This is a genomic window from Vibrio artabrorum, assembly GCF_024347295.1.
Lineage (GTDB): Bacteria > Pseudomonadota > Gammaproteobacteria > Enterobacterales > Vibrionaceae > Vibrio > Vibrio artabrorum.
In genome coordinates this window covers 660,639-682,477 of sequence record NZ_AP025459.1, presented here as the reverse complement: position 1 = coordinate 682,477, position 21,839 = coordinate 660,639, and the positions used below count along the sequence as shown (strand labels likewise).

Here is a 21,839-nt window from a genome sequence, read left to right as displayed (position 1 = left end):
TAAAAAATAAGTAACAACAAAGTGGCCAGATACCGATTGTTTTCGAACAATTTCACTTCAAACAACGGTTCAGCTATCTCGGGAATTAATTATGATTAACGCCTTGTCACCCCCAACCCTTTAAGCATGGAAGCCTCTAGTTCAAATCAGTGATCGCAATACAGGGACACGTCTTATTGAATCGGAATACAAACAAAAGCCCCTGATATCTTTCGACTTACGATTGATTTCAGGGGCTTATTTGCTTCAAATCGTCAACGATTCAATCTAATAGCTATTAATATTTATAACCATCAATATTTGATGGCTGTCTTACCAATTGATGCACTACTTTCTATACGTTGATGCGCTTCTTTCAATGTTTCAGCACTAAAACCATGCAACGTTGAAGTCAGTGTCGATTGAATACGACCCGAATCGATCAAATTAGCGGCTTGGAAAAGAATATGTTGCTGCTTCTGGATATCTTCAGTATTAAACAATGAACGCGTGAACATCAGTTCCCAAATAAAGCCTACCGATTTACCTTGTAATGCAGATAAATTGATACCGTCGTCGAACTCAACAATTGAGCTAATCATACCTTGTGGTGCGATCAACTCTACCATCGCGTCCCAATGCCCTTTGGTATCCGCGACATTGAAGATGTAATCAACATGCTGAATGCCTTGCTCTCGCACAGACTCAACCAAACGACGGTGATTGACAACATGGTCAGCTCCCATATCTTTCACCCATTGTTCAGTTTCGGGTCTTGAAGCGGTCGCAATCACTTTAAGATTGGTCAATTGTTTTGCTAATTGAATGGCAACTGAACCCACGCCACCAGCACCACCGATAATTAATATCGACTTTTTCTCTTCTGGGCGAATACGGAGACGGTCAAACAACGCTTCCCAAGCCGTAAGTGTTGCCAGTGGCATAACAGCCGCCGCTTCATCAGAAAGGCTCTTAGGCGCTTTAGCTGTGATACGATAGTCGACTGCTTGGTATTCTGCATTTGCACCCATACGTGTTACATCGCCCGCATAGTACACACGGTCACCCACTTCAAAGCCTTCAACATCGCTACCCTTACCGACCACTTCACCCACAGCGTCGTAACCCAGTACTTTTGGCTGTTCAAGCGTTTTGTCTTTGGCATTACGAATACGAATTTTTGCGTCCGCCGGGTTAATAGAAGTCGCGCTTACTTTAACAAGTAGATCCTGCTCTTTGAGTTCTGGTAGATGGGTTTCAAACTCAAACAAACTCTCTTGTTCAGTAATAGCAAATGACTGAGTAAAGCCGATAGCTTTCATTTTTGATGGTAGTGACATGGTTTTTTCTCCATAAATTCGAAACGTGAATCTCAGAGATTTCTCACTCTAGATACACGCCCCAATATTTTAATCGTTAGCAATTAATAATTTGTGAATGATGCTGTCGCGTTCTGGTGACACAAAAGTGGGTCATATAGCCCATGACATCACGGTTAAAGTAAGCCTTTCTCGATCAACCAATTGCGCGTCACTTCATCTTGTGGCTTACCTTCACGGCAAACTTTGTAGTCTAGCTCAGCAATAATGTCGTTCGAGAATCGAAGTGAGTCCAGCGTCTGGAGTTGCTCTTCTGTGAACAATTTCTTCTTGTCCTCTCTTAAAAGAAGGACCGCTCTATCCACGATGCCAAGCAAACCCTTTGGATCCTTGATTTCCCTGATATCATAGCGATAGTGTAAAAACTGAGGTTTCCAAAGTGGCACTACAACCCACTCTTGCTTGGCGACTGCATCTTCAAAAGCACGAAAACAATCATCTTCAGTACCCGTGAAAAATTCATAACCGGCGTCACTCAGTCCATACTCTTTCATCATCTCGATAGAGAATCGTGTAATACCTGCACCGGGATTGATCCCCTGAATTTGAGCATTCATTTTCGCTACAACTTCAGGTTTTAAAAGATCGGCCACTTCAGAAATCGCTTCTTGGGGCACATAGTTAGGTACCCCCCACAGCGCATAAGGTTCATAATGAAGTCCAAGTTCTACCAACGGCTCAACTTCCTCAACGTCAGCTTTGTAAATACCATGACTTGATGGAAGCCAAGCAGAAGAAAGCATATCCACTTGACCTGATTTTAATTTTTCAAAGTTATCCTGATGAGGCGAGAAAATGCGCTCAACCTCGAACCCCATCGCTTCCAACATATTGGTGACCAATGATGCCGTCGTACGGTGGAACGACAAATCTGTTACACCGATTGTGATTTTCTTAGCCACGTTGTTATCCCGTTTTTGTCCACCTTGTTATCTTGCAACCGATAATACATCGCAATAAACGGAAGAAAAACAGCCTAATAATTGAATTATTTTCAAATTATTTTTGATAATGATAGATCTAGGTTGGCTTAAAAGGGGTAAAATAAGGTAACGCGCTCTGTGATTAAGCGGTATTTCACTACACGATTTAGAACATGATCAAACATAGGTAGATAATATGCTTCTTGAAGACTTACAGGTCATTTTAAAGGTTGCGGAGTTTCGCAGTATCACCGCAGCGGCCACTAACCTCGATATGCGATCAGCCACTGCGAGCGCCGCAGTAAAACGTGTTGAGGCCGCGTTAGGCTCTGAACTGTTTGTAAGAACCACTCGTCATCTAAGGCTCTCTCCAGCCGGCGAACGTTATCTACCTGAATGTGAAAAAGCATTAAAAGTGTTAGACCAAGCCAAACTCAATATACGAGAGGAGTTGGGTATTGTTGATGGTGAAATCCGCATTGCACTCTCATCGGATCTAGGACGAAACTTAATCACACCTTGGCTTGATGAATTCTTGCTTGACTACCCTAACGCATCACTCCGCACCAGTATCAGTGATAGCAATATCGATTTTTATCGAGACTCTGTTGATATGGCGCTGCGTTACGGCTCGCCAAATGAGGCCAACATGTATGGTTTCAAGATATGTGATGTGCCGAGAATACTGTGCGCTGCCCCTGAGTACCTGGCTGAATTCGGTACCCTAAACCACCCGAGTGACTTAGCACTGCACAATGGTCTGCTTTATCAACTCCAGGACATGCTGCAAGACGAGTGGGTGTTTAACGATGGTACTCAAGATCATAAAGTGAAACTAAAAGGAAATCGCGCTTCGAACGACGCTGACCTTGTCAGACGCTGGTGTATCGCAGGTAAAGGAGTAGCAATAAAATCTTGTTTAGACATGTCACGTCATCTGCTTTCTGGTGAAGTAGTTAAAGTTATGCCTGAATTTGAGCCAACACCTACCGAGCTGTGGTTAGTGTGTCCAAGTCGTCAATCCATCACGCCTACTGTTCGTTTATTGAGAGATCTGTTCCGAGAGAAAACCGCAGAGATCCTTTATCAACTGAGTGCTCAAGGCATAATAGATAACTAAAAACTTAGGCTGATGTTCCTTTTAATACACTCATTTTTCTTAAATGCTGGAATTTAGAATCCAAAAACAAAAAAGCGTTAGCGAAGATTAATCCGCTAACGCTTTAAAGAGATGGGACATCACACTGTGTTAATGAACCGGTCTATTTAACATGAATACTTAGTTTGACTCGACTTCAACATCACAATCTGCACAGCACTGAAGCGCAATTTCATGTTCGAAGACGATAGTCTCTTTACCTTCTTCGAGTAGCTCTGCAATTTCATCCGCGACTTCTTTCTCATCATCGGCTTCAATTTCGCTTGCTAACTCTTCTTCTGAATAGCCAAAGAAGTTCAGCAGTAAATACTCACGAGCTTCCTCTTTCGTACAGACTATGTTTGCAGAAAGATCAGGGGTAACCTCACCTTCAGCAAGCACTGCCGTGATTTGTGCGATAGCCTCGTCTTTCATCGCAGGTGTTAACCAACCAAGATCCGTACTGACTGTCGTTTTTTTACAGTCGAAACAAGGCAGTTGGTGAAAGTAATATTGAAAGCTAGTCATAGGTCATTTCTTCTTTAAATGTTGTATAGCAAGATTATGCGCGTTTTGTAGCAAAATACTATCTCAATCAACATCGCAGGCAAACATACACAAAAAAACGAGCAATAGTGACCCGCTTCACTCCCCCCCTCTACTTTGAGGTGTCTTTATTCAATGACACTAGCAACAATTTTACCAAGTGTTCGTTGTTGGCTCATTTCTAACAACTTCTCACCAATTTGTTCTAAAGGTATCACCTCTAACTCTGGCACTTTTAAGTCCCCTTGCTCCTGAATTAATCGAACAAAAAGCGGTTGGATATGAATCTGCGGCACAATTACTGATAACGTTAGGTGACAATAAGTGTGGACGATGTTGAACAAAAGCTGATATGTATTGAAGGGCAAACTACCTTTGAACGATTATAGGCACTCACTGTATAATTGTATCTGTAATGTTGGTCTACCACACCTCGAACTAGATTTACGACAGAACCTATTACTCCCGCACCCTGCAACCTATAAAAAGGCATTCCGTGTTTAAGAACAGCACCTACATTATGAAAAACATCAAGATGGCTTGGCCGATTGCGATCAATGCCTTGTTAATGCAGGGAATGCTGATGATTGATACTCTGCTTATTTCGCCATTGGGAGAAGGCTCTCTGGCGGCAATGGGGATTGCGAGTACGATCGTTGCATTGATGCTAGGGGTTCAAAATGCATTAGCGAATGGTTCGCAGAACGTATTATCTCGCGCCTTTGGCTCTGGTAAAGAGAGCTTGTTATCAAAATCCTTCCTCTCTGGCATGATCATCAACCTGTCGGTTGCCGTGTTGTTCTTTGCCTTAGTAACGGTATTCAAATGGCCGCTGATCAAGCTGATCAGTCACAATACTCATTTGTACACGGACATCGATGCGTATCTGTCTACGATCAAATATGCCTTACTACTGACCGGCATCTCTCAGGTGTCCATTGCCCTGTTCAATGCTATGGGTAAAACCAAACTGCCGTTACTCAGCTATTTGCTCACCATGCCAGTCAATGCTGTGGTTTCTTATTATCTGATCTACGGATTAGGGGATTTTGCGGGTATTGGGATCTCGGGCGCAGCCTTAGGTTCTGTGATTGCACTAGGGCTGAGAATGCTATTTTTATTGGTGTGCTTGCGATACCAAAAGGCCTCTAAACTTCCGTTTAAGCAGGCTAGCGACGGTGTTACACGTAATGTTAGGCTGCACTTTAAAGAAACCTTCCCGATTGCGGCCAACATGATGGTGTTGGCGATGGGTCTTGCTGCCTATAACCTCTTGTATACGCAGTTGCCCACAGAAGCGTATGCGGCTATCGTTATGATAACGCCTTGGCTTTCTGCGTTGTCGCAGTTTGTTTTGGCGTGGGCGGTATCTTCGGCAATTACGATTTCTCAGGCTATCGGTTCAAACAATCTAGAGACTTTGGACTCTGATGTGCGTTTGAGCATTAAGGTCACTATTGCGGTATCTGGGATTATTGCCTTTGCCTCTTTTATCCTGAGCTTGGTAATAGACAAAATCTACCCAGGTCATTCACCAATCACTTATCAAGCACTAGCGGTGATCGCCCCTTTGTACATCTTGATGCCTTTAATACAAGGCTATACAACAGTGCATGGTCAGGTACTTCGAGCGTTGGGTAAGACAACAGCTGTCTTCAATATCAACTTTATTACTCGTTGGCTTATTGCCTTACCGCTGTGTGCCTTTGTTGTGCTCGTTCTAAATGCATCAATCTTCTGGGTCTATGCGGTAGTTGTGTTTGAGCAGGCCTTGAAAATAGTGCCAATGCGTTATCAAGCGCGTAAGTTCTTGCGAGAGTTTGATAGTAAAAAAGCCAAAGAGCTCATGTATGACTGATTGCGTTAGTAAGCGTTAACGTTCTCTGCTCGTTACTGCTTCGACAACACTGTTTCCAACTTGGTAAGACCCCGGTTATCTAGACAATACACAGATAAGAAAAAGTAGGTCAAACCACCTGTAAGTGATTCATGATATTGAGCATCACGGGCATGGAAAGGGGCATTTCGAGTTTTATGACACACCTTTGGACAGAAGCTTTTTCTAATTTAGTAAATGATGCATTATCTCCGGTATGGGGGAGCCATCAGAAGAGCACGACCTTAGAAGCTAAGTTCATTGTCATTTATGAGAAGTGAAAAAGCCCACTCTAGCCTCGTTGACTCAAAGATCTACGAGACGAAGAAAGTATCGTTCGTGATGATTTAACCAACATATAAAACAAAAAAACGAGCCACTTGGGCTCGCTTTTCATTATCTGATTTTCTTAGAATCTATTACAGAAGTTCTACCGACTGTTGAGCAATCACGAATTCTTCGTTGGTTGGGACAACCATTGCAACAGCGCCTAACATTTCTGACTTAGCGATGATGCCTTCAGCACCAAAGCGAGCCGCCTCGTTACCAGCGACATCTTCAACAAAACCAAGGATCTTAAGGCTGTTTAGAATTTCACGACGAATTGGTAAAGAGTTCTCGCCGATACCACCAGTAAAGATAATGCCGTCTAAAGAATCTAGCGTTGCAAGGTAAGAAGCAACGTATTTAGCTACGCGGTATGTGAACACTTCGAAAGCGAGCTTAGCGCCTTCGTGGCCCTCTTCCATCGCTTCTAGAATGCCACGAGCATCGCTCGTAAGACCAGACACACCTAGGAAGCCAGACTCCTTGTTTAGAGAGTTGAAAACTTGCTCTTGTGACCAACCTTTCTTAAGAAGGTATTCGATAATACCTGGGTCTAGGTCACCACAACGTGTACCCATCATTAGGCCAGAAAGTGGTGTGAAGCCCATAGAAGTATCGACACTGTTACCATCTTTGATAGCACATACCGATGCGCCGTTACCTAGGTGAACAGAAATGAAACTAGACTTTTCAACCGGTTTGTTTAGCATTTTCGCAGCTTCACGGCTTACGAAGTAGTGGCTCGTACCGTGGAAGCCGTAACGACGAACACCGAAGTCTGTATAGAGTTCTTTAGCGATTGCACCAGTAAATGCACGCTGTGGCATTGTTTGGTGGAAAGCCGTATCAAATACAGCGAACTGAGGCAGAGAAGGGAAAGCTTCAATCGCAGCACGGATACCAATAGCACCTGCTGGGTTATGAAGTGGAGCAAGATCAGATAGGCTTTCAATCTCGTTGGTTACTTCTTCAGTAATGCGAACGGTTTGAGTGAATTTCTCGCCGCCGTGAACAATACGATGACCGATAGCCACAATATCAGCCGTGAAGCCAAGAGCTTCCATTAGGCCAACCAATTTGCCAATAGCAACTTTGTGATGGCTATCTTCACCTTGAATGGCAATTTCAGTTTTTTCACCTTGATATTTCCAGCTCATACGAGCATCTTCAAGGCCAAAACATTCCCCTAGACCACTTAATACTGCCTCACCAGAAACAGAATCGATTACAGCAAATTTTAGGGATGAACTACCCGAGTTAATAACCAGAACAAACGAATTAGACATTGGATATGGTTCCTGTTTCTTTACGAATTGGATGAAATTTTAGTTAAACCCATTATTCAATAATTTTTGAATGTTTCAACTTTTGTTTTGTAAAAGTCGCCAAATGAACACTATTAAGTTGATCTTCGTCATCATTTTATTTATTTCGAGATATAAATTAAAAAAAAGTTGAGTAATAATACAATAAATTGATAAAGCAAACGACTGCGCTCACTCTTTCAGTCAATTTAAATGCTTCAAATAACCCTAAAGTTATGAGCAATGAACAACAGCATAAAGATGCCTGTTTGACTACGTATGCCCAATAATTCGGTAACACACCAAAAAAGAGTAGTGTTCTGGGTATAAAAAAACCGAGCATTATGCTCGGCTTCTAAATACTTTGTTCAAGCTAAAGGTTGATTAACCTTCGCTGCGCTCTGGACGACGACCGCGGTTGCCGCCATTACCAGCTGCTGCGTTGCCATGGCCACGTTCGCCACGGAAGTTACCACGGTGATCACCACCACGGTTACGGTCAAAGCGACGTTCACCATCACGTCCGCCAGCAGCGTTACCATCGCGAGCACCGTCACGGTTGCCACGGTAGCCACCACGACCGCCATTACCACCTTCGCGGTTGCCACCTTCACGGTTACCACGGTAGCCGCCGCCATCACGACCGCCACGAGCGCCGCCACGGTTGCCATCACGACCGCCGCCGCCACGACGAGGCTCACGGAAGTCGTTGAAATCAACCACTACAGCGCCAGCTTCTTTTTGACGAATGCGAAGTTTGCTTAGCTTACCAGCCGTTTCAGAGTTCATTGCTTTTGGCAGTTGAACGTAAGTCGAACCTTGGTCTAGCTTGATAGCACCGATAGAACCTTTAGTTAGGCCAAGTTCGTTTGCTAGTGCACCAACGATGTCTTTAACCTGAACGCCTTGCTCACGGCCAACTTGTAGTTGGTACGTATCCCAATCTTGAGTATTGAAGTTACGACCACCACCGTCACGGCCGTTGTCACGATCTTCACGACGCTCTTTGCGACGGTTCTTATCACGCTCAATAGCCGCAATCATTGGGTCTTCGCCAACGTAGAATAGTGGGCTCTTACCTTGCTGACGCTTAAGAAGCATTGCAGCTAGAGTAGCAGCATCAACGTCTAGAGACTCTTGAAGAGTAGAGATAAGACCTGCAAAGTTTTCTAGTGCTTTGCTCTCTTTCTCAGTTTCAAGTTCAGCACCAAGCTTAGCAACGCGTGCAGCAGCAACTTGGTCACGTAGAGGAAGTTGGATTTCTTCCATCGATGACTTAGTTACGCGCTCGATTGTGCGAAGCATGCGAATTTGGTTAGTGCGAACGAGTAGGATCGCTTTACCTTTACGTCCAGCACGGCCAGTACGACCAATACGGTGGATGTAAGATTCAACATCAAATGGGATATCGTAGTTAAATACGTGAGTGATACGTGGAACATCGAGGCCACGAGCTACAACGTCAGTTGCAACTAGGATATCGATAACACCTTGTTTGATGTGATCAACAGTGCGCTCACGTAGAGACTGAGGAATATCACCGTGCAATGCAGCAGCTTTGAAGCCACGTGCAGATAGCCAATCAGCGAGACGCTCAGTGTCTTGACGAGTACGTACGAATACGATAGACGCGTCAGTTTCTTCAGTTTCAAGAAGACGAGACATTGCTTCGTCTTTCTCTACGCCTTTAACAACCCAGTAATTCTGCGCGACTTTGTCCACTGTGTGGTTAGTACCAGCAACGTCAACTCGAGCCGGGTTACGTAGGTAACGGTCAACAATAGTCTTAACCATTGGAGGCATAGTTGCAGAGAAAAGTACACGCTGTGCAGATTCTGGCGCTTGCTCAAGAATCCAAGTAACATCATCTACAAAGCCCATTTTTAGCATTTCATCTGCTTCATCAAGAACAAATGTATGTGCTTCATCTAGGTGTAGACGGTCACGAGTCAGTAAGTCTTTAACACGACCTGGAGTACCTACAACAATGTGAGCGCCGCGGCTTAGAGCACGCATTTGGTCAACAATTGAAGCACCACCGTAGATTTCAAGAACTTTAAGACCGTTAATGTCACGACCTAAGTTTTTGATTTCCGCAGCAACTTGAATCGCTAGCTCACGAGTAGGAGCCATGATGATTGCTTGTGGTTTGTGTTGGTTCAGGTTGATTTTGTTAAGTAAAGGCAGAGAGAATGCGGCTGTTTTACCAGTACCAGTCTGTGCTTTACCTAGTGCGTCACGGCCTTCAAGTAGAAGAGGAATTGCTGCTGCTTGGATTGGAGTCGGAGAAACGAAACCCATACTATCAAGAGCTGAAAGAATGTTATCGTTTAGGGCTAATTCATTGAATTGAATTACAGATTCGGACATTGGGATCCCACTATATATAAAAAAACAAAAGGTCCCGGGAGCTCTACCAATTCCAATACTGATCCAATCAGATACTGATTCCATTCAGAGTTACGAAGCAGTAATAAAACACTTCAAGCCATTAGGGACGTCTAAGGGAGGCGGATTATTCCCTAAATGCATAAAAAAAGCCAGAAAAAATTGAAATACATCACATATTTTCCGGTTTTATATCAAATCTGACCATCATTTGGTCAAAACTTGATGAATATCTCTTCACCGTTGATCATTTCAATCAAATAAGTGGGTAATTAATTTAAGTCCACTTCGGCTTTAAGTAGTAATCGGCCCTCGCAATGATTATAGTGTGCTCAATTGTTCTCGTTAGATAAAAGTAAGATGTTTCAAGATAATCCTCTACTCGCTCAGCTCAAGCAGCAAATCCAAGAAACCCTCCCTAAAAAGGAAGGCACTATCAAAGCCACTGAAAAAGGCTTTGGTTTTCTCGAAGTTGATAGCAAAACAAGCTTCTTTATCCCGCCTCCGTACATGAAGAAATGTGTACATGGTGACAAGGTCATTGCCATCATTCGTACGGAGAAAGATCGTGAAGTGGCCGAACCAGAGGAATTGGTTGAACAAGGTCTTACTCGCTTCATCGCCCGAGTTAAACTTTTCAAAGGTCGACTGAACGTTGTCCCTGATCATCCGCAATTGAAAAAGCTGCAACTTAAAGCGAAAGCAAAGAAGGGCCTAAACCCAGAAACGCTTAAAGAAGGTGACTGGGTCGTTGCTCATATCGTTCAGCACCCATTAAAAGGTGACAATGGCTTCTTAGCTCAGATCTCTGAGAAAATCACAGATGCTGACGACAAAATTGCCCCTTGGTGGGTAACGCTGGCACAAAACGACCTACCAAACAGCGAACCTGAAGGCATCGACAACTGGCGAATCAACGACGACGCCGATCTTGAACGTGTAGACATGACAAACATCCCTTTCGTGACTATCGATGGCGAAAGCACAAAAGATATGGATGATGCGCTTTACGCGAAGAAGAAAGAGAACGGTGACTTTGAGCTGACTATCGCGATTGCGGATCCAACAGCTTACATCTCTCCAGATGATTCGATGGATAAAGTGGCGCGCGAGCGTGGTTTCACAATTTATCTTCCAGGTCGTAACATCCCAATGTTACCTCGCGACCTTGCTGACAATCTATGTTCACTGATCGAGAACGAAGTTCGCCCTGCACTTTGCTGCACAGTAACGGTATCTAAAGACGGCGTTATCGGTGATGACATTCACTTCTTCGCTGCAAACATCAAATCTCATGCTCGTCTTGCTTATGACAACGTATCAGACTGGCTAGAAACAGGGGCGTCAGAGAAATGGCAACCATCAGAAGAGATTGCTGCCATTGTTTCTGATCTTCACCAGTTCGCTCAAGCACGCTCAGCATGGCGCTCAGCAAACGCTGTTGTGTTCCCAGATCGCCCTGACTACCGTTTTCAACTTAGCGAAGATAACGATGTTGTCGCTATCCACGCTGACATGCGTCGTAGCGCAAACAAGCTGGTTGAAGAAGCCATGATCAGCGCGAACATCTGTGCGGGCCGAGTACTAAAAGAGAGCTTCAACCAAGGTGTGTTTAACTGCCACTCTGGTTTCAAGGCTGAGAAAGTCTCTGATGTTCTTGAGCTGGTAAATCCACAAGCGGAAACGCCGTTCACTGAAGAACAAATCGTTTCTCTAGAAGGTTTTGCGACTCTACGTCGTTGGTTAGGTTCTTTAGACAACAGCTACTACGACAACCGTATTCGTAAGTTCCAAGCGTACAGCGAGATCAGCAATGAGCCCGCACCACACTACGCGATGGGGTTAGATATTTACGCAACTTGGACTTCTCCAATTCGTAAATACGGCGATATGATTAACCACCGTATGCTAAAAGCACACATCCTAGGTAAAGCACCCATTCAAACACCAGATGAAACCATTGGTGATGAACTTGCCCTGCACCGCCGTCACCACGGCATGGCTGAACGTAATGTTGGCGATTGGTTGTATGCTCGCACTCTCGCCAATGCTCCAGCAGAAGAAACTCGTTTCCAAGCTGAGATTTTCGATATTAACCGTGCAGGTATGCGTGTACGTTTACTTGAAAATGGTGCGGCTGCCTTTATCCCAGGCTCTCTCATTGTTGATAATAAAGAAAGAATAGAGTGCAACGGTGAAATGGGTACTGTTTCTATCGATAAGGAAATGGTATACAAATTGGGGGACGCTTTAGAAGTTGTGCTCTCAGAAGTTAATCAAGAAAACCGTAATTTAGTCGCAAAACCTACTCAAGTATTTGCGGACTTGCCTAGCGAGCCTGAAACGACAAACGGAACCGAAGCTTAAAAGCTCACAAGGTTCAACTCTAAAGGCGCTAATGATTAGCGCCTTTTTTCGAGGTCTCATTCTTAAATAATACTGGAAAATAAGCTCTAAGCATTCAATTTACAACGTTAAAGAAGCACGCTATGTCATTGATCACAGTTACTCATATCAGAAACTTCATCCCAAGAAAACGAGAACGCTATCCAGCCTCTAAAAACGGTATCTTCATCGTATCTAAAGGCCGTATTTCTTTTAATTTACCCGATGGTTCAGAAGCTTCACTGCAAGCGGGTGACTTTACTCTTTACAATTCAAGTCAGCTCAAAGACATCACCATTAACACTGAGTATGGTGAGTTTAGTGCCACCTATTTAGATTTTGATTTGTCTATTTTCCAAACCTTTATGAATCAGTTTGGTGATTTTGAATTAAATCAACAGCCTGATGAACACATTAAATTCAACAAAACTGACATTGAGATACATCAGTTAAAAGAACTTATCCTATCTTTGGCGAATTCATCAACTCAAAATAACTATGCTCTCACTCAATTAAGCCTAGGCCTGCTATCCCTTATGGTCGAGCAATACCCGGCTTTATTGTTGACGATAGCTCAAGCTTCAAATCTAACGGTGACACAGAAAGTCATCCATTACATCGATCATAACATCGAAAACAGTATCTCATTGGATACGTTAGCCCGTTATATGAGGATGTCTCCCGCTACGCTTAAACGTCGTTTGTCCGCTGAAGACCTATCATTTTCAAACCTATTGAAAATTAAGCGCATTGCGCACGCTGCAACTCTACTCAGAGCATCAAACAAATCGATTACTCAAATCGCTTATGAGTCCGGTTTTAAAAGTGCCGCACACTTCAGTACCGCCTTTAAAGCGTATCACGGTCAGACACCGAAAGACTTTCGTGCATTAATCGAAAAAAATCGACGGAAACGTATCAAGTCGTAAATATAAAAAATATAGCTTGCTCGCGATATATTCGTTTGAAACTTCTGAAAAGGAATTCACTTTGGCTTAAAACCACCAGTATAAGTTAAAGTGACCGGATCATGACCAGAAGTACGATTTAGGATCTTTTTCTATCTCAGTCAGAATAGCGTCAAGATCCTTCGATTGAGGTAGGTAAGGATAAGGTCCCCAATTTACTGAGTCACATTCCGCCTGTTCACCAACGGGCACCATCACTAACCAACAAGATAACGACTCATCAAAGGTTACATAGGCAATCTCATTGGTATAATGACTGTGTGAAGAGTCGAGTAGATAATGCGCCTGAGAAAACAGTACACCGCCCTTGTACACTTCAAACAAGGATTTGCCTAGCTCAACCGGTAAACTGCGATTACGGCAAGTACAGAGCCTTTCAGCCCCGCTTAAAAGACGATTCAGTTCAATATGAGTAACAGACATAACACCCCTTGTAACTTCTTAGCATCTCTCTCAGTCGTGAGTGCGTTTAACTAGCTTAGGACTCAACCCACATTTTAGCTAACTCGCGCCAACAAAATACCGGCCTTGCTCCCAGAAACATCCCCGCCTATTCCAAAGGTGCATTACTTTAAAACACCAACCACATCGTGCTTTTAGAATTTCACAAAAATGTCATGTAACCGACCTATGATATTCGACAAATGTCATCAATTTGGAATTATCTATGTTACGAGTCGCACTTATCTCTCTTTTATCCTTAACCCTCTTTTCCCAAACTGCTTTTGCACAACAAACCAGCATTTCGGGGTCGACCTCTGTAGCACGAGTGATGGATGTATTAGCAGAAGAGTACAATAAGACTCACCCTGACAATTATGTTGCAGTCCAAGGCATAGGTTCTACAGCCGGTATTACTATGGTGGATAAAGGTGTGTCTGATATCGGTATGAGTTCACGCTACTTAACCGACCGTGAACAGAACGAAAAATTGAAGGTATTTCCAATCGCCTTTGATGGTCTAGCCGTCATTATTAACCGTTCAAACGGTGTCAATAACGTTACCCGCGAACAACTGTTCGATATCTACAAAGGCAAGATCGCAAACTGGAAAGACATTGGTGGTGCCGATCAACCTATCGCAGTGGTCACTCGTGAAGCGTCTTCAGGATCCCGTTATAGCTTCGAAAGCTTGCTTGGCTTAACGAAGATCATTAACGATCGTCTGGTGTCTGATATCAACCCAAATAACTTGGTGGTGAACAGCAACAGCATGGTCAAAACAATTGTAAACCACAATCCACATGCGATTGGTTTTATCTCTGTTGGTTCTATCGATCGTTCAATCAAAGCCCTCACCTTTGAAGGCATCGAGCCTACATCAAAGAACATTGCCAACCACAGCTATGATTTAGCTCGCCCATTCCTATTGCTATACAAAATCGATACTGTTTCTCGCGAGACTCAAGATTTCATCAAGTTCGTCAAGTCAAAGCCGGCACAAGAACTTATCGAAGAGTATGGCTACACTCCTATAAAGTAAGCGATAAGCGGTCAACGCTCGCGGTCGGATAGAACACAAATAAAAAGAGAGAGCATTAGGCTCTCTCTTTTTAGGTATCGAGTATAGGTCGATTAGAAGTGCAGTTGAATGACCGAAACAATCACAGCCCCAGGGCGACGAACCCCTTCGATTTCGACGCGGATTTCACGCTCGATCTCTAAGCCTTTTTTAATTGGCGTAACTTTTATCAGTGTACTCTTAGCACGGACGTTACTGCCTGATTTCACCGGATATGGGAAACGTACTTGGTTAAGACCAATATTCACAACCATCTTAGCGGTCGGGAATTGAGATTTATCCGGATCGACACTGTCAGTCAATCGAGGAAGCAGAGATAAGGTCAAAAAACCATGGGCGATGGTTGTTTTGAACGGAGAGTCGGTCTCTGCCTTCGAAGGTTCAGTATGAATCCACTGCATATCTTCAGTCACTAAGCCGAACTGATTAATACGTTCTTGACTTACATTGATCCAATCACCAGTATGAATCACTTCACCAATTTGTTCATTAAGCTCATCAAACACACGTTGTGCTTCCGGCTTTAGAAGGATCGGTTGTTCAATTGGCATATCAGGAGCATCTTCATTTACCGCAGGTATATGGTGATCACGAACCCACGCGAAAAAGTGGCTATTTTGAGTACGATTTAGAAAATCGCCCCAGTAATCTTTAAGAGCTGGAGACATCCATTGCATAAACTCTGAGTGTTGCGAAGACACGCCTTCGCCTCGATGTTTAAATAAATCAATGACTCTCATAAGAACCTCAATGCGTAATAAATTTCAATGTAACACGTTAATTTTGAAACACTTCACATTATTGTGCAAACCTTTTCGAGCATACACACGTTAGCTGAACCCCAATACCTCTTTTAAAAACAAAACGTTAGCAATAAAACATCATTTTATTACAAACCTAAAATTAGACTTTTAGCTCCATCAAAAAATAAACATTTGGTTATATGTATTGTTTTATTGATTCCCTATTGAAATATAAAAGGCTTAGAACAATACCAAGCCTTTATTATAAACGGTCAGTTTACTTAGCATTGATGCGCTTTACTCATCATCGAGAGGAATCAACTTCGTGTTACCACCGTGTGCCTTTTCACGCTGGCGTTGCACGAAAGCATAGAAACCGGGAATTAAGAACGTACCCGCCAGTAATACACATAACAGACCACCGATCAGTGAAATACCCAACGAGTTCTGACTCACGTGACCCGCACCCGCAGCAAAAATAAGCGGGAAGATACCTAAGATAAACGACCAAGACGTCATGTTCACAGCGCGGAAACGCAGTGTTCCCCCCTTCACAGCGGCATCTTCGATTGATGTGTCTTTTTCTTCACGTTCAACTTTCGCGAACTCCACAATCAAGATGGCGTTCTTTGCGGCTAAGGCTATCAAGAGCACTAAACCGATTTGTGCATAGAGGTTCAACGGTGTCCCTGTCAGGTTCAAGGCTAAAAAGGAACCGAGAGTCGCAACGGGTACCACTAAGATAATGGCAATGGGTATGGTCCAGCTTTCGTACTGAGCGACCATAAACAGATAGATGAAGATCAATGCCAATGCAAAAGCGAAAATGGCTTGGTTGCCAGCAAGAACTTCTTGATATGCCATACCTGTCCATTCGTACTGATAACCCTGAGGCAATACATCTGCCGCCACCCGTTCCATAGCCGCAATCGCATCACCACTTGAGTAACCCGGAGCGGGTTGCCCTTGGATCACGGCACTTCGGTACATGTTGTAGCGCCATGCTACATCCGGTTCGAAGATCTGGTCGTACGTAACTAAGGTACTTAATGGGATCATCTCACCATTAGACGAACGAACGTGGAATCGTTGTAGGTCATCCATGCTACTACGGTGTTCACTGTCAGCTTGCATGGTTACGCGGAAATTCTTACCAAACATGGTGAAATCATTCACGTAGAGTGAACCTAGGTTCCCTTGCAGTGTTTGGAAGATTTCCGACAACGGAATACCAAGTTGTTGCGCTTTCTCACGGTCAATGTCGACATAGTAATGCGGTACATTGGCACGGAAGGTACTGAATGTGTGTGAAATCTCTGGCTGTTTCGTGGCCTCAGCAATCACGTCATTCATAACCATCGCTAAATCAGTACGGCTACGACCTAATGTGTCTTCAAGAACAAATTCGAAACCAGAAGCCGCGCCCATACCTGGCACCGCAGGTGGTCCCATAGCAAAGACGATAGCTTGAGGCAGTTCCGTTGCTGCTCGACCATTAATACGCTGCGAGATCGCTTGAGCTGAATGCTCTCCCTTTAACGCATTACGCATATCCCAATCGTGAAGTTTAATGAAAAGCGACGCACCATTCGACGCGGAAGCGCCCGTCATGAATGCATAACCATTAACCAGTGTTACGCCATCAACCCCAGGCTCTTGCTCAACCATTTCAAGCAATTGCTCAGTGACCTCTTCTGTACGGGACAAAGACGCCGCATCGGGCAATTGAACATTCACCAGCAAAATCCCTTTATCTTCTTGAGGAACGAATGCCGTTGACGTTGTCTTGGTGAAGTAAGTAACAGCCGCCAGTGCCACCACAAAGAAGGTAAACAGCAAAGCTCCCTTTTTCACGAGGAAACCTGCAATTTGACCGTATTTATTGGTGACTGATTCAAGACCACGGTTAAACGCTTGATACCAACGCGCCGTATTTCCACCACCTTGCTTGAGAACCAGTGAACACAATGCTGGGGAAAGTGTTAATGCGTTAATCGACGAGATAACCACCGCGATACAGATAGTCAGAGCGAACTGACGATACATGATTCCCGTGATACCTGGCAGCATTGCCACTGGGATGAATACCGCTAACAGAACCAAGGTTGAAGTAACGATCGGGCCGGTCACTTCTTTCATCGCAATAAGGGTGGCTTTACGCGGTGAAATGGTTGGGTCTTTGGCCATCGTGGTATCGACGTTCTCAATAACCAAGATCGCATCATCAACTACGATACCAATCGCCAATATCAAACCAAACAGGGTTACGGTGTTGATCGTAAACCCTGTCATTTGCATTACCGCGAAAGTACCAATCAAAGAGACCGGTATCGCCACTACAGGAATCAAGGTTGCACGAGCACTGCCCAAAAACAGGTATGTCACCGCGATAACCAATAAAATGGCTTCAATTAATGTTTTGACGACGCCTTTGATCGACTCTGCTACAAATAATGTGGTGTCATAACTGGCCTCATAAGCGACGCCTTCAGGGAAGTTTTTGCTCAAATTGTCGAGCATTGCCATGACCGCTTTACCACTTTCCAGCGCGTTCGCGTCTGATTGAAGTGACAGTGTTACGATTGAAGCATCTTGACCACGGTATTTACCATTGCCGTCGTAGAACTTTTTACCGAGCTCGACGCGTGCAACGTCTTTTAAGTAAACCGTTGAACCATCTTGATTAGCGCGAAGGACAACATTTTCAAACTCCTCAGCCGTTTCGAGTCGACCTTTGGTGACTAAGTTGAACTGTACCTCTTGTGGATTAGCGTATGGCGCAGCACCAATACGACCTGCCGCGACTTGAACATTCTGCTCTGCCAATGCTCCGTACACATCTGATGTGGTTAAGTTAAGCGTTGCCATTTTCTCCGGGTCTAACCAAACACGCATCGAGTACTCACCGCCACCCAACACGTTTACTTCACTGATCCCCGACACACGTGCTAATTGGTCTTTAATGTTCAAGTTTACATAGTTGATCAGGAATTGATCGTCATACTCTCCGTTTGGCGAATAGAAGTTCAATACCATCAACAGGTCCGGAGAACGCTTCTTAACCGTTACACCCACCATTCTTACTTCTTGTGGAAGCTTCGATTCAATTTGAGCAACGCGGTTCTGGACGTTGACCTGAGCCATATCTGGATCCGTCCCAACATCAAAGGTGACATTAAGGTTGTATGAACCATCGTTTGCACTTTTAGAAGACATATAAATCATATCTTCAACGCCGTTAACCGAAGTCTCTATGGGGTCGGCTATCGCCTGTTCTACCACTTCCGCACTTGCCCCCGTGTAGAATGCAGAAACACTGACAGAAGGCGGACTTATTTTTGGATATTCAGCGACTGGCAAAATAGCGAGAGAAATCGCGCCTGCCAGCGTTAATATGATGGAAATAACAAGGGCAAACTTAGGCCTTTGAATAAAGAAACGACTTAACATAAATAGTTCCCTTATTCCGCTTGTTCAGCAGAAGGTTGAATACGAACAGACATACCATTACGGACACGCTGTAGGCCTTGAGTGATGACCACGTCGTTTTTCTCTAGGCCAGAATGAACAATCACCCCCCCTTCAACCTGTCGACCCATTTGGATGTTTCTACGCTCAGCAACTGGTGTGGTATCACCTTCGACTAACACCATCACAAAATCACCTTCTAAATCGGTTTGAACGGCACGGCGAGGAATCGTCACAACATCTATTGCTTTTTTATCACGCAGATTTACGCGTACGTGTTGGCCAGGCAAAAGTTGTTGTGCAGGGTTATCGACAATCGCGCGCATCGCGATCGTACCTGTATTGAGATTGATACGATTGCCTAAGAAATCCAGCTGACCTAGGTGCTCGAAAACCTCACCGTTTTCCAACACAATCTCAACATCAACGCGATCAGAGCTACTGCTGCCATCGCCTTCAATACGATCCATACCCAACTCTATACGCTCACGCTCGCTGATGCTGAACGATGCATGAATGGGATCTAAGCTAACCAAAGTAGTCAGTACTCCTGAGGAGGGTGAAACGAGGTCCCCTTGACTGACTTTGGTGTCGCTAATTCTCCCAGAAAAAGGCGCGATAATTTGGGTGTGAGAAAGTTGAACATTCGCGGCATTAAGCTGAGCTTGGCTTGCTTCAAGCTGAGCTTGAGAACCTAATAAATTTGCCGTTAAAGCATCAAATTCCGATTGAGAAATACTGCCTTTAGGAAGGAGGTTTTTACCACGATTAAAGTCAAGCTCTGCTTTTTTAAGGTTCGCATTCGCTTGAGCAACCGATGCTTTTGCACTGGCGACTTGAGCTTCAAATGGCGATGGTTCAATCGAATAGAGCAGCTGGCCCTTCTCGACCATTTGTCCCTCTTTGAAATGGCGGCTTTGTAAGTAGCCCGAAACCTGCGCCGTGATCGCCGTATCTTCAACCGCTTCAATACGACCGATGTACGACTTACTTTGCTGGTGAGAAATAACGCTAACATCCTGTACAGCTACGAGAGGTAATGGCGCTTGCTTGGCATTCTGGGCATCTGGCCCACATCCAGCAAGAAAAAGAGAGCTTGCAAGAGCCGTAAGGATTAACTTTTTACGCATTGTTATACCGTCACTTATAAGAATTTGAACAGTATGAAAGTTACGTAACACCCATGCCTAAAATGTCCGAGGAATATCAATTGTTACTTGGAATATGTATCAGTGTGTAACAGGCAACCCGATGCTTATAATGCGATTACAAATAAGCAACAATTTTAATCCAAAACCCTTTCAACGCTTTGATCAACTAGGTATATTAACGCACATCCTGTATCTTGTTAGATAAGCATTCATATTTAATTACTTAAGGTAATTCACATGATTTCAAAATGGGCTAAACGTTTTTATCAAATGGCTGAGCTAGTTGGCTCTTGGAGTAAAGATCCATCAACACAAGTTGGTGCTGTCATAACCAAGCATAACCGCATCGTTTCAGTCGGGTTTAATGGTTACCCTCATGGCGTATCAGACAGTGCCGATACCGATGATCGTGAAATGAAGTATCTCAAAACACTGCATGCTGAAGAGAATGCCATTCTGTTCGCTAAACGTGATTTAGATAGCTGTGAAATCTGGGTGACTCATTTTCCTTGTCCAAACTGCGCAGCCAAGATAATTCAAACGGGTATCTCTGCTGTCCACTGCCCAGAGCAAAGTGAAGACTTCTTGTCTCGTTGGGGAGATAAAATCAAAGTAAGCCAAGATATGTTTGAGCAAGCAGGCGTACACATTGATTGGCTACCACTTGCCGAATTAGACTGAGCCCTCCCCCTAGATTTATCGAACAAAAAAGCCGAGAGTCGATCTTATCGCTCTCGGCTTTCTGCTTTCTGCTTTCTGCTTTCTGCTTTCTGCTTTCTAAAATGAAATCATATAAGTGAATACAAGCATCATTAATGCCGCTGGTTGATAACAAAAACAAGCAAATTAACTGACGGCTGGGAATTCCAGCGCGTAGGCTTCCATAAACGCTTTCCGAATATCTTGCTCTAAATGAACCGCTTTTTCTGTTGGGCAAAAAATCATAAAGTGGACCTCTTGCTCACCTGTTGAGCTGCTCGTGATGTGGATATGAGGCTCAGGCCCCGGAAGGTCTACACCTGCATGCTTTTCAATCACACTGTTATAACGGCGTGCAACATCAATAAATTCGTCACAATGTTCTTCAATTTTAATGTTCAGTCCCGGCAACATTGGATATAGGTTAACGAATTCTTTTACGATCACGGTAAAGCTGTGATAAACATAACGCTTCATGAAATTCAGGTTTTTCACCGGGTAAGTAAAAAACATACTGTTGGGCAGCGTCGCCGTTTTACCCGTGAAATGATATTGCCCATGATAAAGGTCAATCTCCTGAATAACCGTCGCCATCAAATTATGCTCAATCACCTCTCCGCTTATTTTGCCTACCTCAATCCAATCACCGATTCGAAATGAACGAGAACTCGCTCGTTGAATTGAACCGGTAAAGCACAAGATGATCTCTTTTGAAGCAACGACTATCGCGACAGCAATCGCCGTCACAGACAGGGCAAACTCGCTTATTTCCGATTTCCACAAAACGAACATCGTAAATACGATCACGGCAAAGGTACCGTTCTTGGTTCGTGACATCCAATTCCGTTGATCTTCGCTCAGGAAAGCAACATCACCTCGAATCTGAGACAATGTGATGCGTCGGATGATCAAAATAATACCGATGATCAGAGCACTGAAAATAAACTTATGCGCGAGCAGGAAATCTATTACTTGCCACATCTTTTCCATTACTTATTCCTTTCGCTTTGAGACGATTAGCTTTACAAAAAAACAGCCACAAA

Annotated in this window: 16 protein-coding genes; 6 read left to right on the top strand and 10 right to left on the bottom strand. The window is 44.0% G+C overall.

Features of this window, described 5'->3' with window-relative positions; genetic code table 11:
* Nucleotides 1-293: 293 nt before the first annotated feature.
* Together OCU36_RS17130 and OCU36_RS17125 are read right to left on the bottom strand one after the other, a co-directional pair.
* A complete protein-coding gene (locus OCU36_RS17130; protein ID WP_261839753.1) occupies nucleotides 294-1,319 on the bottom strand; it encodes a zinc-binding alcohol dehydrogenase family protein in 1,026 nt (341 codons plus the stop codon).
* A 155-nt stretch (nucleotides 1,320-1,474) separates the two neighbouring features.
* Nucleotides 1,475-2,242 carry a glycine betaine ABC transporter substrate-binding protein gene (locus OCU36_RS17125; RefSeq protein ID WP_261840738.1) on the bottom strand — a complete coding sequence of 256 codons (768 nt, stop codon included), beginning with the start codon at nucleotides 2,240-2,242 and terminating at the stop codon, nucleotides 1,475-1,477.
* A gap of 235 nt (nucleotides 2,243-2,477) precedes the next feature.
* Here OCU36_RS17125 and OCU36_RS17120 point away from each other — a divergent pair, with 235 nt between their 5' ends.
* A complete protein-coding gene (locus OCU36_RS17120) occupies nucleotides 2,478-3,401 on the top strand; it encodes a LysR family transcriptional regulator (protein WP_261839752.1) in 924 nt (307 codons plus the stop codon).
* 159 nt (nucleotides 3,402-3,560) lie between these two features.
* Here the strand turns inward: OCU36_RS17120 and OCU36_RS17115 are convergent, their stop codons facing one another.
* Nucleotides 3,561-3,947: a hypothetical protein gene (locus tag OCU36_RS17115; protein WP_261839751.1), complete on the bottom strand. Its 387-nt coding sequence runs from the start codon at nucleotides 3,945-3,947 to the stop codon at nucleotides 3,561-3,563.
* Nucleotides 3,948-4,500: 553 nt separating this feature from the next.
* Between OCU36_RS17115 and OCU36_RS17110 the strand changes: the two genes are divergently transcribed.
* On the top strand, nucleotides 4,501-5,823 hold the full coding sequence (locus tag OCU36_RS17110; protein WP_261840737.1) for an MATE family efflux transporter: 1,323 nt from the start codon (nucleotides 4,501-4,503) through the stop codon (nucleotides 5,821-5,823).
* 437 nt (nucleotides 5,824-6,260) lie between these two features.
* On the opposite strand, the gene OCU36_RS17105 is transcribed toward OCU36_RS17110, so the two are convergent.
* The gene (locus OCU36_RS17105) at nucleotides 6,261-7,454 is read right to left on the bottom strand and encodes an acetate/propionate family kinase (RefSeq protein WP_261839750.1); all 1,194 of its coding nucleotides are present in this window, start codon (nucleotides 7,452-7,454) and stop codon (nucleotides 6,261-6,263) included.
* A 402-nt stretch (nucleotides 7,455-7,856) separates the two neighbouring features.
* Nucleotides 7,857-9,842: a DEAD/DEAH box helicase gene (locus tag OCU36_RS17100; protein ID WP_261839749.1), complete on the bottom strand. Its 1,986-nt coding sequence runs from the start codon at nucleotides 9,840-9,842 to the stop codon at nucleotides 7,857-7,859.
* 378 nt (nucleotides 9,843-10,220) lie between these two features.
* On the opposite strand from OCU36_RS17100, the gene rnb reads away from it, so the two are divergent.
* Together rnb and OCU36_RS17090 are read left to right on the top strand one after the other, a co-directional pair.
* Nucleotides 10,221-12,227 carry an exoribonuclease II gene (gene rnb, locus OCU36_RS17095; protein WP_261839748.1) on the top strand — a complete coding sequence of 669 codons (2,007 nt, stop codon included), beginning with the start codon at nucleotides 10,221-10,223 and terminating at the stop codon, nucleotides 12,225-12,227.
* 122 nt (nucleotides 12,228-12,349) lie between these two features.
* Nucleotides 12,350-13,174, top strand: coding sequence for a helix-turn-helix domain-containing protein (locus tag OCU36_RS17090; RefSeq protein ID WP_261839747.1), 825 nt, complete (start codon nucleotides 12,350-12,352; stop codon nucleotides 13,172-13,174).
* A 99-nt stretch (nucleotides 13,175-13,273) separates the two neighbouring features.
* On the opposite strand, the gene OCU36_RS17085 is transcribed toward OCU36_RS17090, so the two are convergent.
* The gene (locus OCU36_RS17085; protein WP_261840720.1) at nucleotides 13,274-13,636 is read right to left on the bottom strand and encodes a DUF3024 domain-containing protein; all 363 of its coding nucleotides are present in this window, start codon (nucleotides 13,634-13,636) and stop codon (nucleotides 13,274-13,276) included.
* A 244-nt stretch (nucleotides 13,637-13,880) separates the two neighbouring features.
* On the opposite strand from OCU36_RS17085, the gene OCU36_RS17080 reads away from it, so the two are divergent.
* On the top strand, nucleotides 13,881-14,696 hold the full coding sequence (locus OCU36_RS17080) for a phosphate ABC transporter substrate-binding protein (RefSeq protein ID WP_261840719.1): 816 nt from the start codon (nucleotides 13,881-13,883) through the stop codon (nucleotides 14,694-14,696).
* Nucleotides 14,697-14,788: 92 nt separating this feature from the next.
* On the opposite strand, the gene OCU36_RS17075 is transcribed toward OCU36_RS17080, so the two are convergent.
* The 3 genes from OCU36_RS17075 to OCU36_RS17065 all read right to left on the bottom strand — a co-directional run bounded on the left by OCU36_RS17075 (nucleotide 14,789) and on the right by OCU36_RS17065 (nucleotide 20,076).
* Nucleotides 14,789-15,475, bottom strand: a complete 687-nt coding sequence (locus tag OCU36_RS17075) for a MaoC family dehydratase (RefSeq protein WP_261840718.1) — start codon at nucleotides 15,473-15,475, stop codon at nucleotides 14,789-14,791.
* A 300-nt stretch (nucleotides 15,476-15,775) separates the two neighbouring features.
* Nucleotides 15,776-18,928 carry an efflux RND transporter permease subunit gene (locus OCU36_RS17070; RefSeq protein ID WP_261840717.1) on the bottom strand — a complete coding sequence of 1,051 codons (3,153 nt, stop codon included), beginning with the start codon at nucleotides 18,926-18,928 and terminating at the stop codon, nucleotides 15,776-15,778.
* Between the two features lie 11 nt (nucleotides 18,929-18,939).
* On the bottom strand, nucleotides 18,940-20,076 hold the full coding sequence (locus OCU36_RS17065) for an efflux RND transporter periplasmic adaptor subunit (RefSeq protein ID WP_261840716.1): 1,137 nt from the start codon (nucleotides 20,074-20,076) through the stop codon (nucleotides 18,940-18,942).
* A gap of 258 nt (nucleotides 20,077-20,334) precedes the next feature.
* Between OCU36_RS17065 and OCU36_RS17060 the strand changes: the two genes are divergently transcribed.
* Entirely contained in the window at nucleotides 20,335-20,778 is a 444-nt protein-coding gene (locus OCU36_RS17060; protein ID WP_261840715.1) for a dCMP deaminase family protein, read from the top strand.
* Between the two features lie 165 nt (nucleotides 20,779-20,943).
* Here the strand turns inward: OCU36_RS17060 and OCU36_RS17055 are convergent, their stop codons facing one another.
* Entirely contained in the window at nucleotides 20,944-21,786 is an 843-nt protein-coding gene (locus OCU36_RS17055) for a mechanosensitive ion channel family protein (protein ID WP_261840714.1), read from the bottom strand.
* Nucleotides 21,787-21,839 lie beyond the last annotated feature (53 nt).

Bases quoted from the DNA above. Each gene is read 5' to 3' on its own strand.
- OCU36_RS17130 (WP_261839753.1), bottom strand. From the start codon at position 1,319: ATGTCACTACCATCAAAAATGAAAGCTATCGGCTTTACTCAGTCATTT.
- OCU36_RS17120 (WP_261839752.1), top strand. From the start codon at position 2,478: ATGCTTCTTGAAGACTTACAGGTCATTTTAAAGGTTGCGGAGTTTCGC.
- OCU36_RS17115 (WP_261839751.1), bottom strand. From the start codon at position 3,947: ATGACTAGCTTTCAATATTACTTTCACCAACTGCCTTGTTTCGACTGT.
- OCU36_RS17110 (WP_261840737.1), top strand. From the start codon at position 4,501: ATGGCTTGGCCGATTGCGATCAATGCCTTGTTAATGCAGGGAATGCTG.
- OCU36_RS17105 (WP_261839750.1), bottom strand. From the start codon at position 7,454: ATGTCTAATTCGTTTGTTCTGGTTATTAACTCGGGTAGTTCATCCCTA.
- OCU36_RS17100 (WP_261839749.1), bottom strand. From the start codon at position 9,842: ATGTCCGAATCTGTAATTCAATTCAATGAATTAGCCCTAAACGATAAC.
- rnb (WP_261839748.1), top strand. From the start codon at position 10,221: ATGTTTCAAGATAATCCTCTACTCGCTCAGCTCAAGCAGCAAATCCAA.
- OCU36_RS17090 (WP_261839747.1), top strand. From the start codon at position 12,350: ATGTCATTGATCACAGTTACTCATATCAGAAACTTCATCCCAAGAAAA.
- OCU36_RS17085 (WP_261840720.1), bottom strand. From the start codon at position 13,636: ATGTCTGTTACTCATATTGAACTGAATCGTCTTTTAAGCGGGGCTGAA.
- OCU36_RS17080 (WP_261840719.1), top strand. From the start codon at position 13,881: ATGTTACGAGTCGCACTTATCTCTCTTTTATCCTTAACCCTCTTTTCC.
- OCU36_RS17075 (WP_261840718.1), bottom strand. From the start codon at position 15,475: ATGAGAGTCATTGATTTATTTAAACATCGAGGCGAAGGCGTGTCTTCG.
- OCU36_RS17070 (WP_261840717.1), bottom strand. From the start codon at position 18,928: ATGTTAAGTCGTTTCTTTATTCAAAGGCCTAAGTTTGCCCTTGTTATT.
- OCU36_RS17065 (WP_261840716.1), bottom strand. From the start codon at position 20,076: ATGCGTAAAAAGTTAATCCTTACGGCTCTTGCAAGCTCTCTTTTTCTT.
- OCU36_RS17060 (WP_261840715.1), top strand. From the start codon at position 20,335: ATGATTTCAAAATGGGCTAAACGTTTTTATCAAATGGCTGAGCTAGTT.
- OCU36_RS17055 (WP_261840714.1), bottom strand. From the start codon at position 21,786: ATGGAAAAGATGTGGCAAGTAATAGATTTCCTGCTCGCGCATAAGTTT.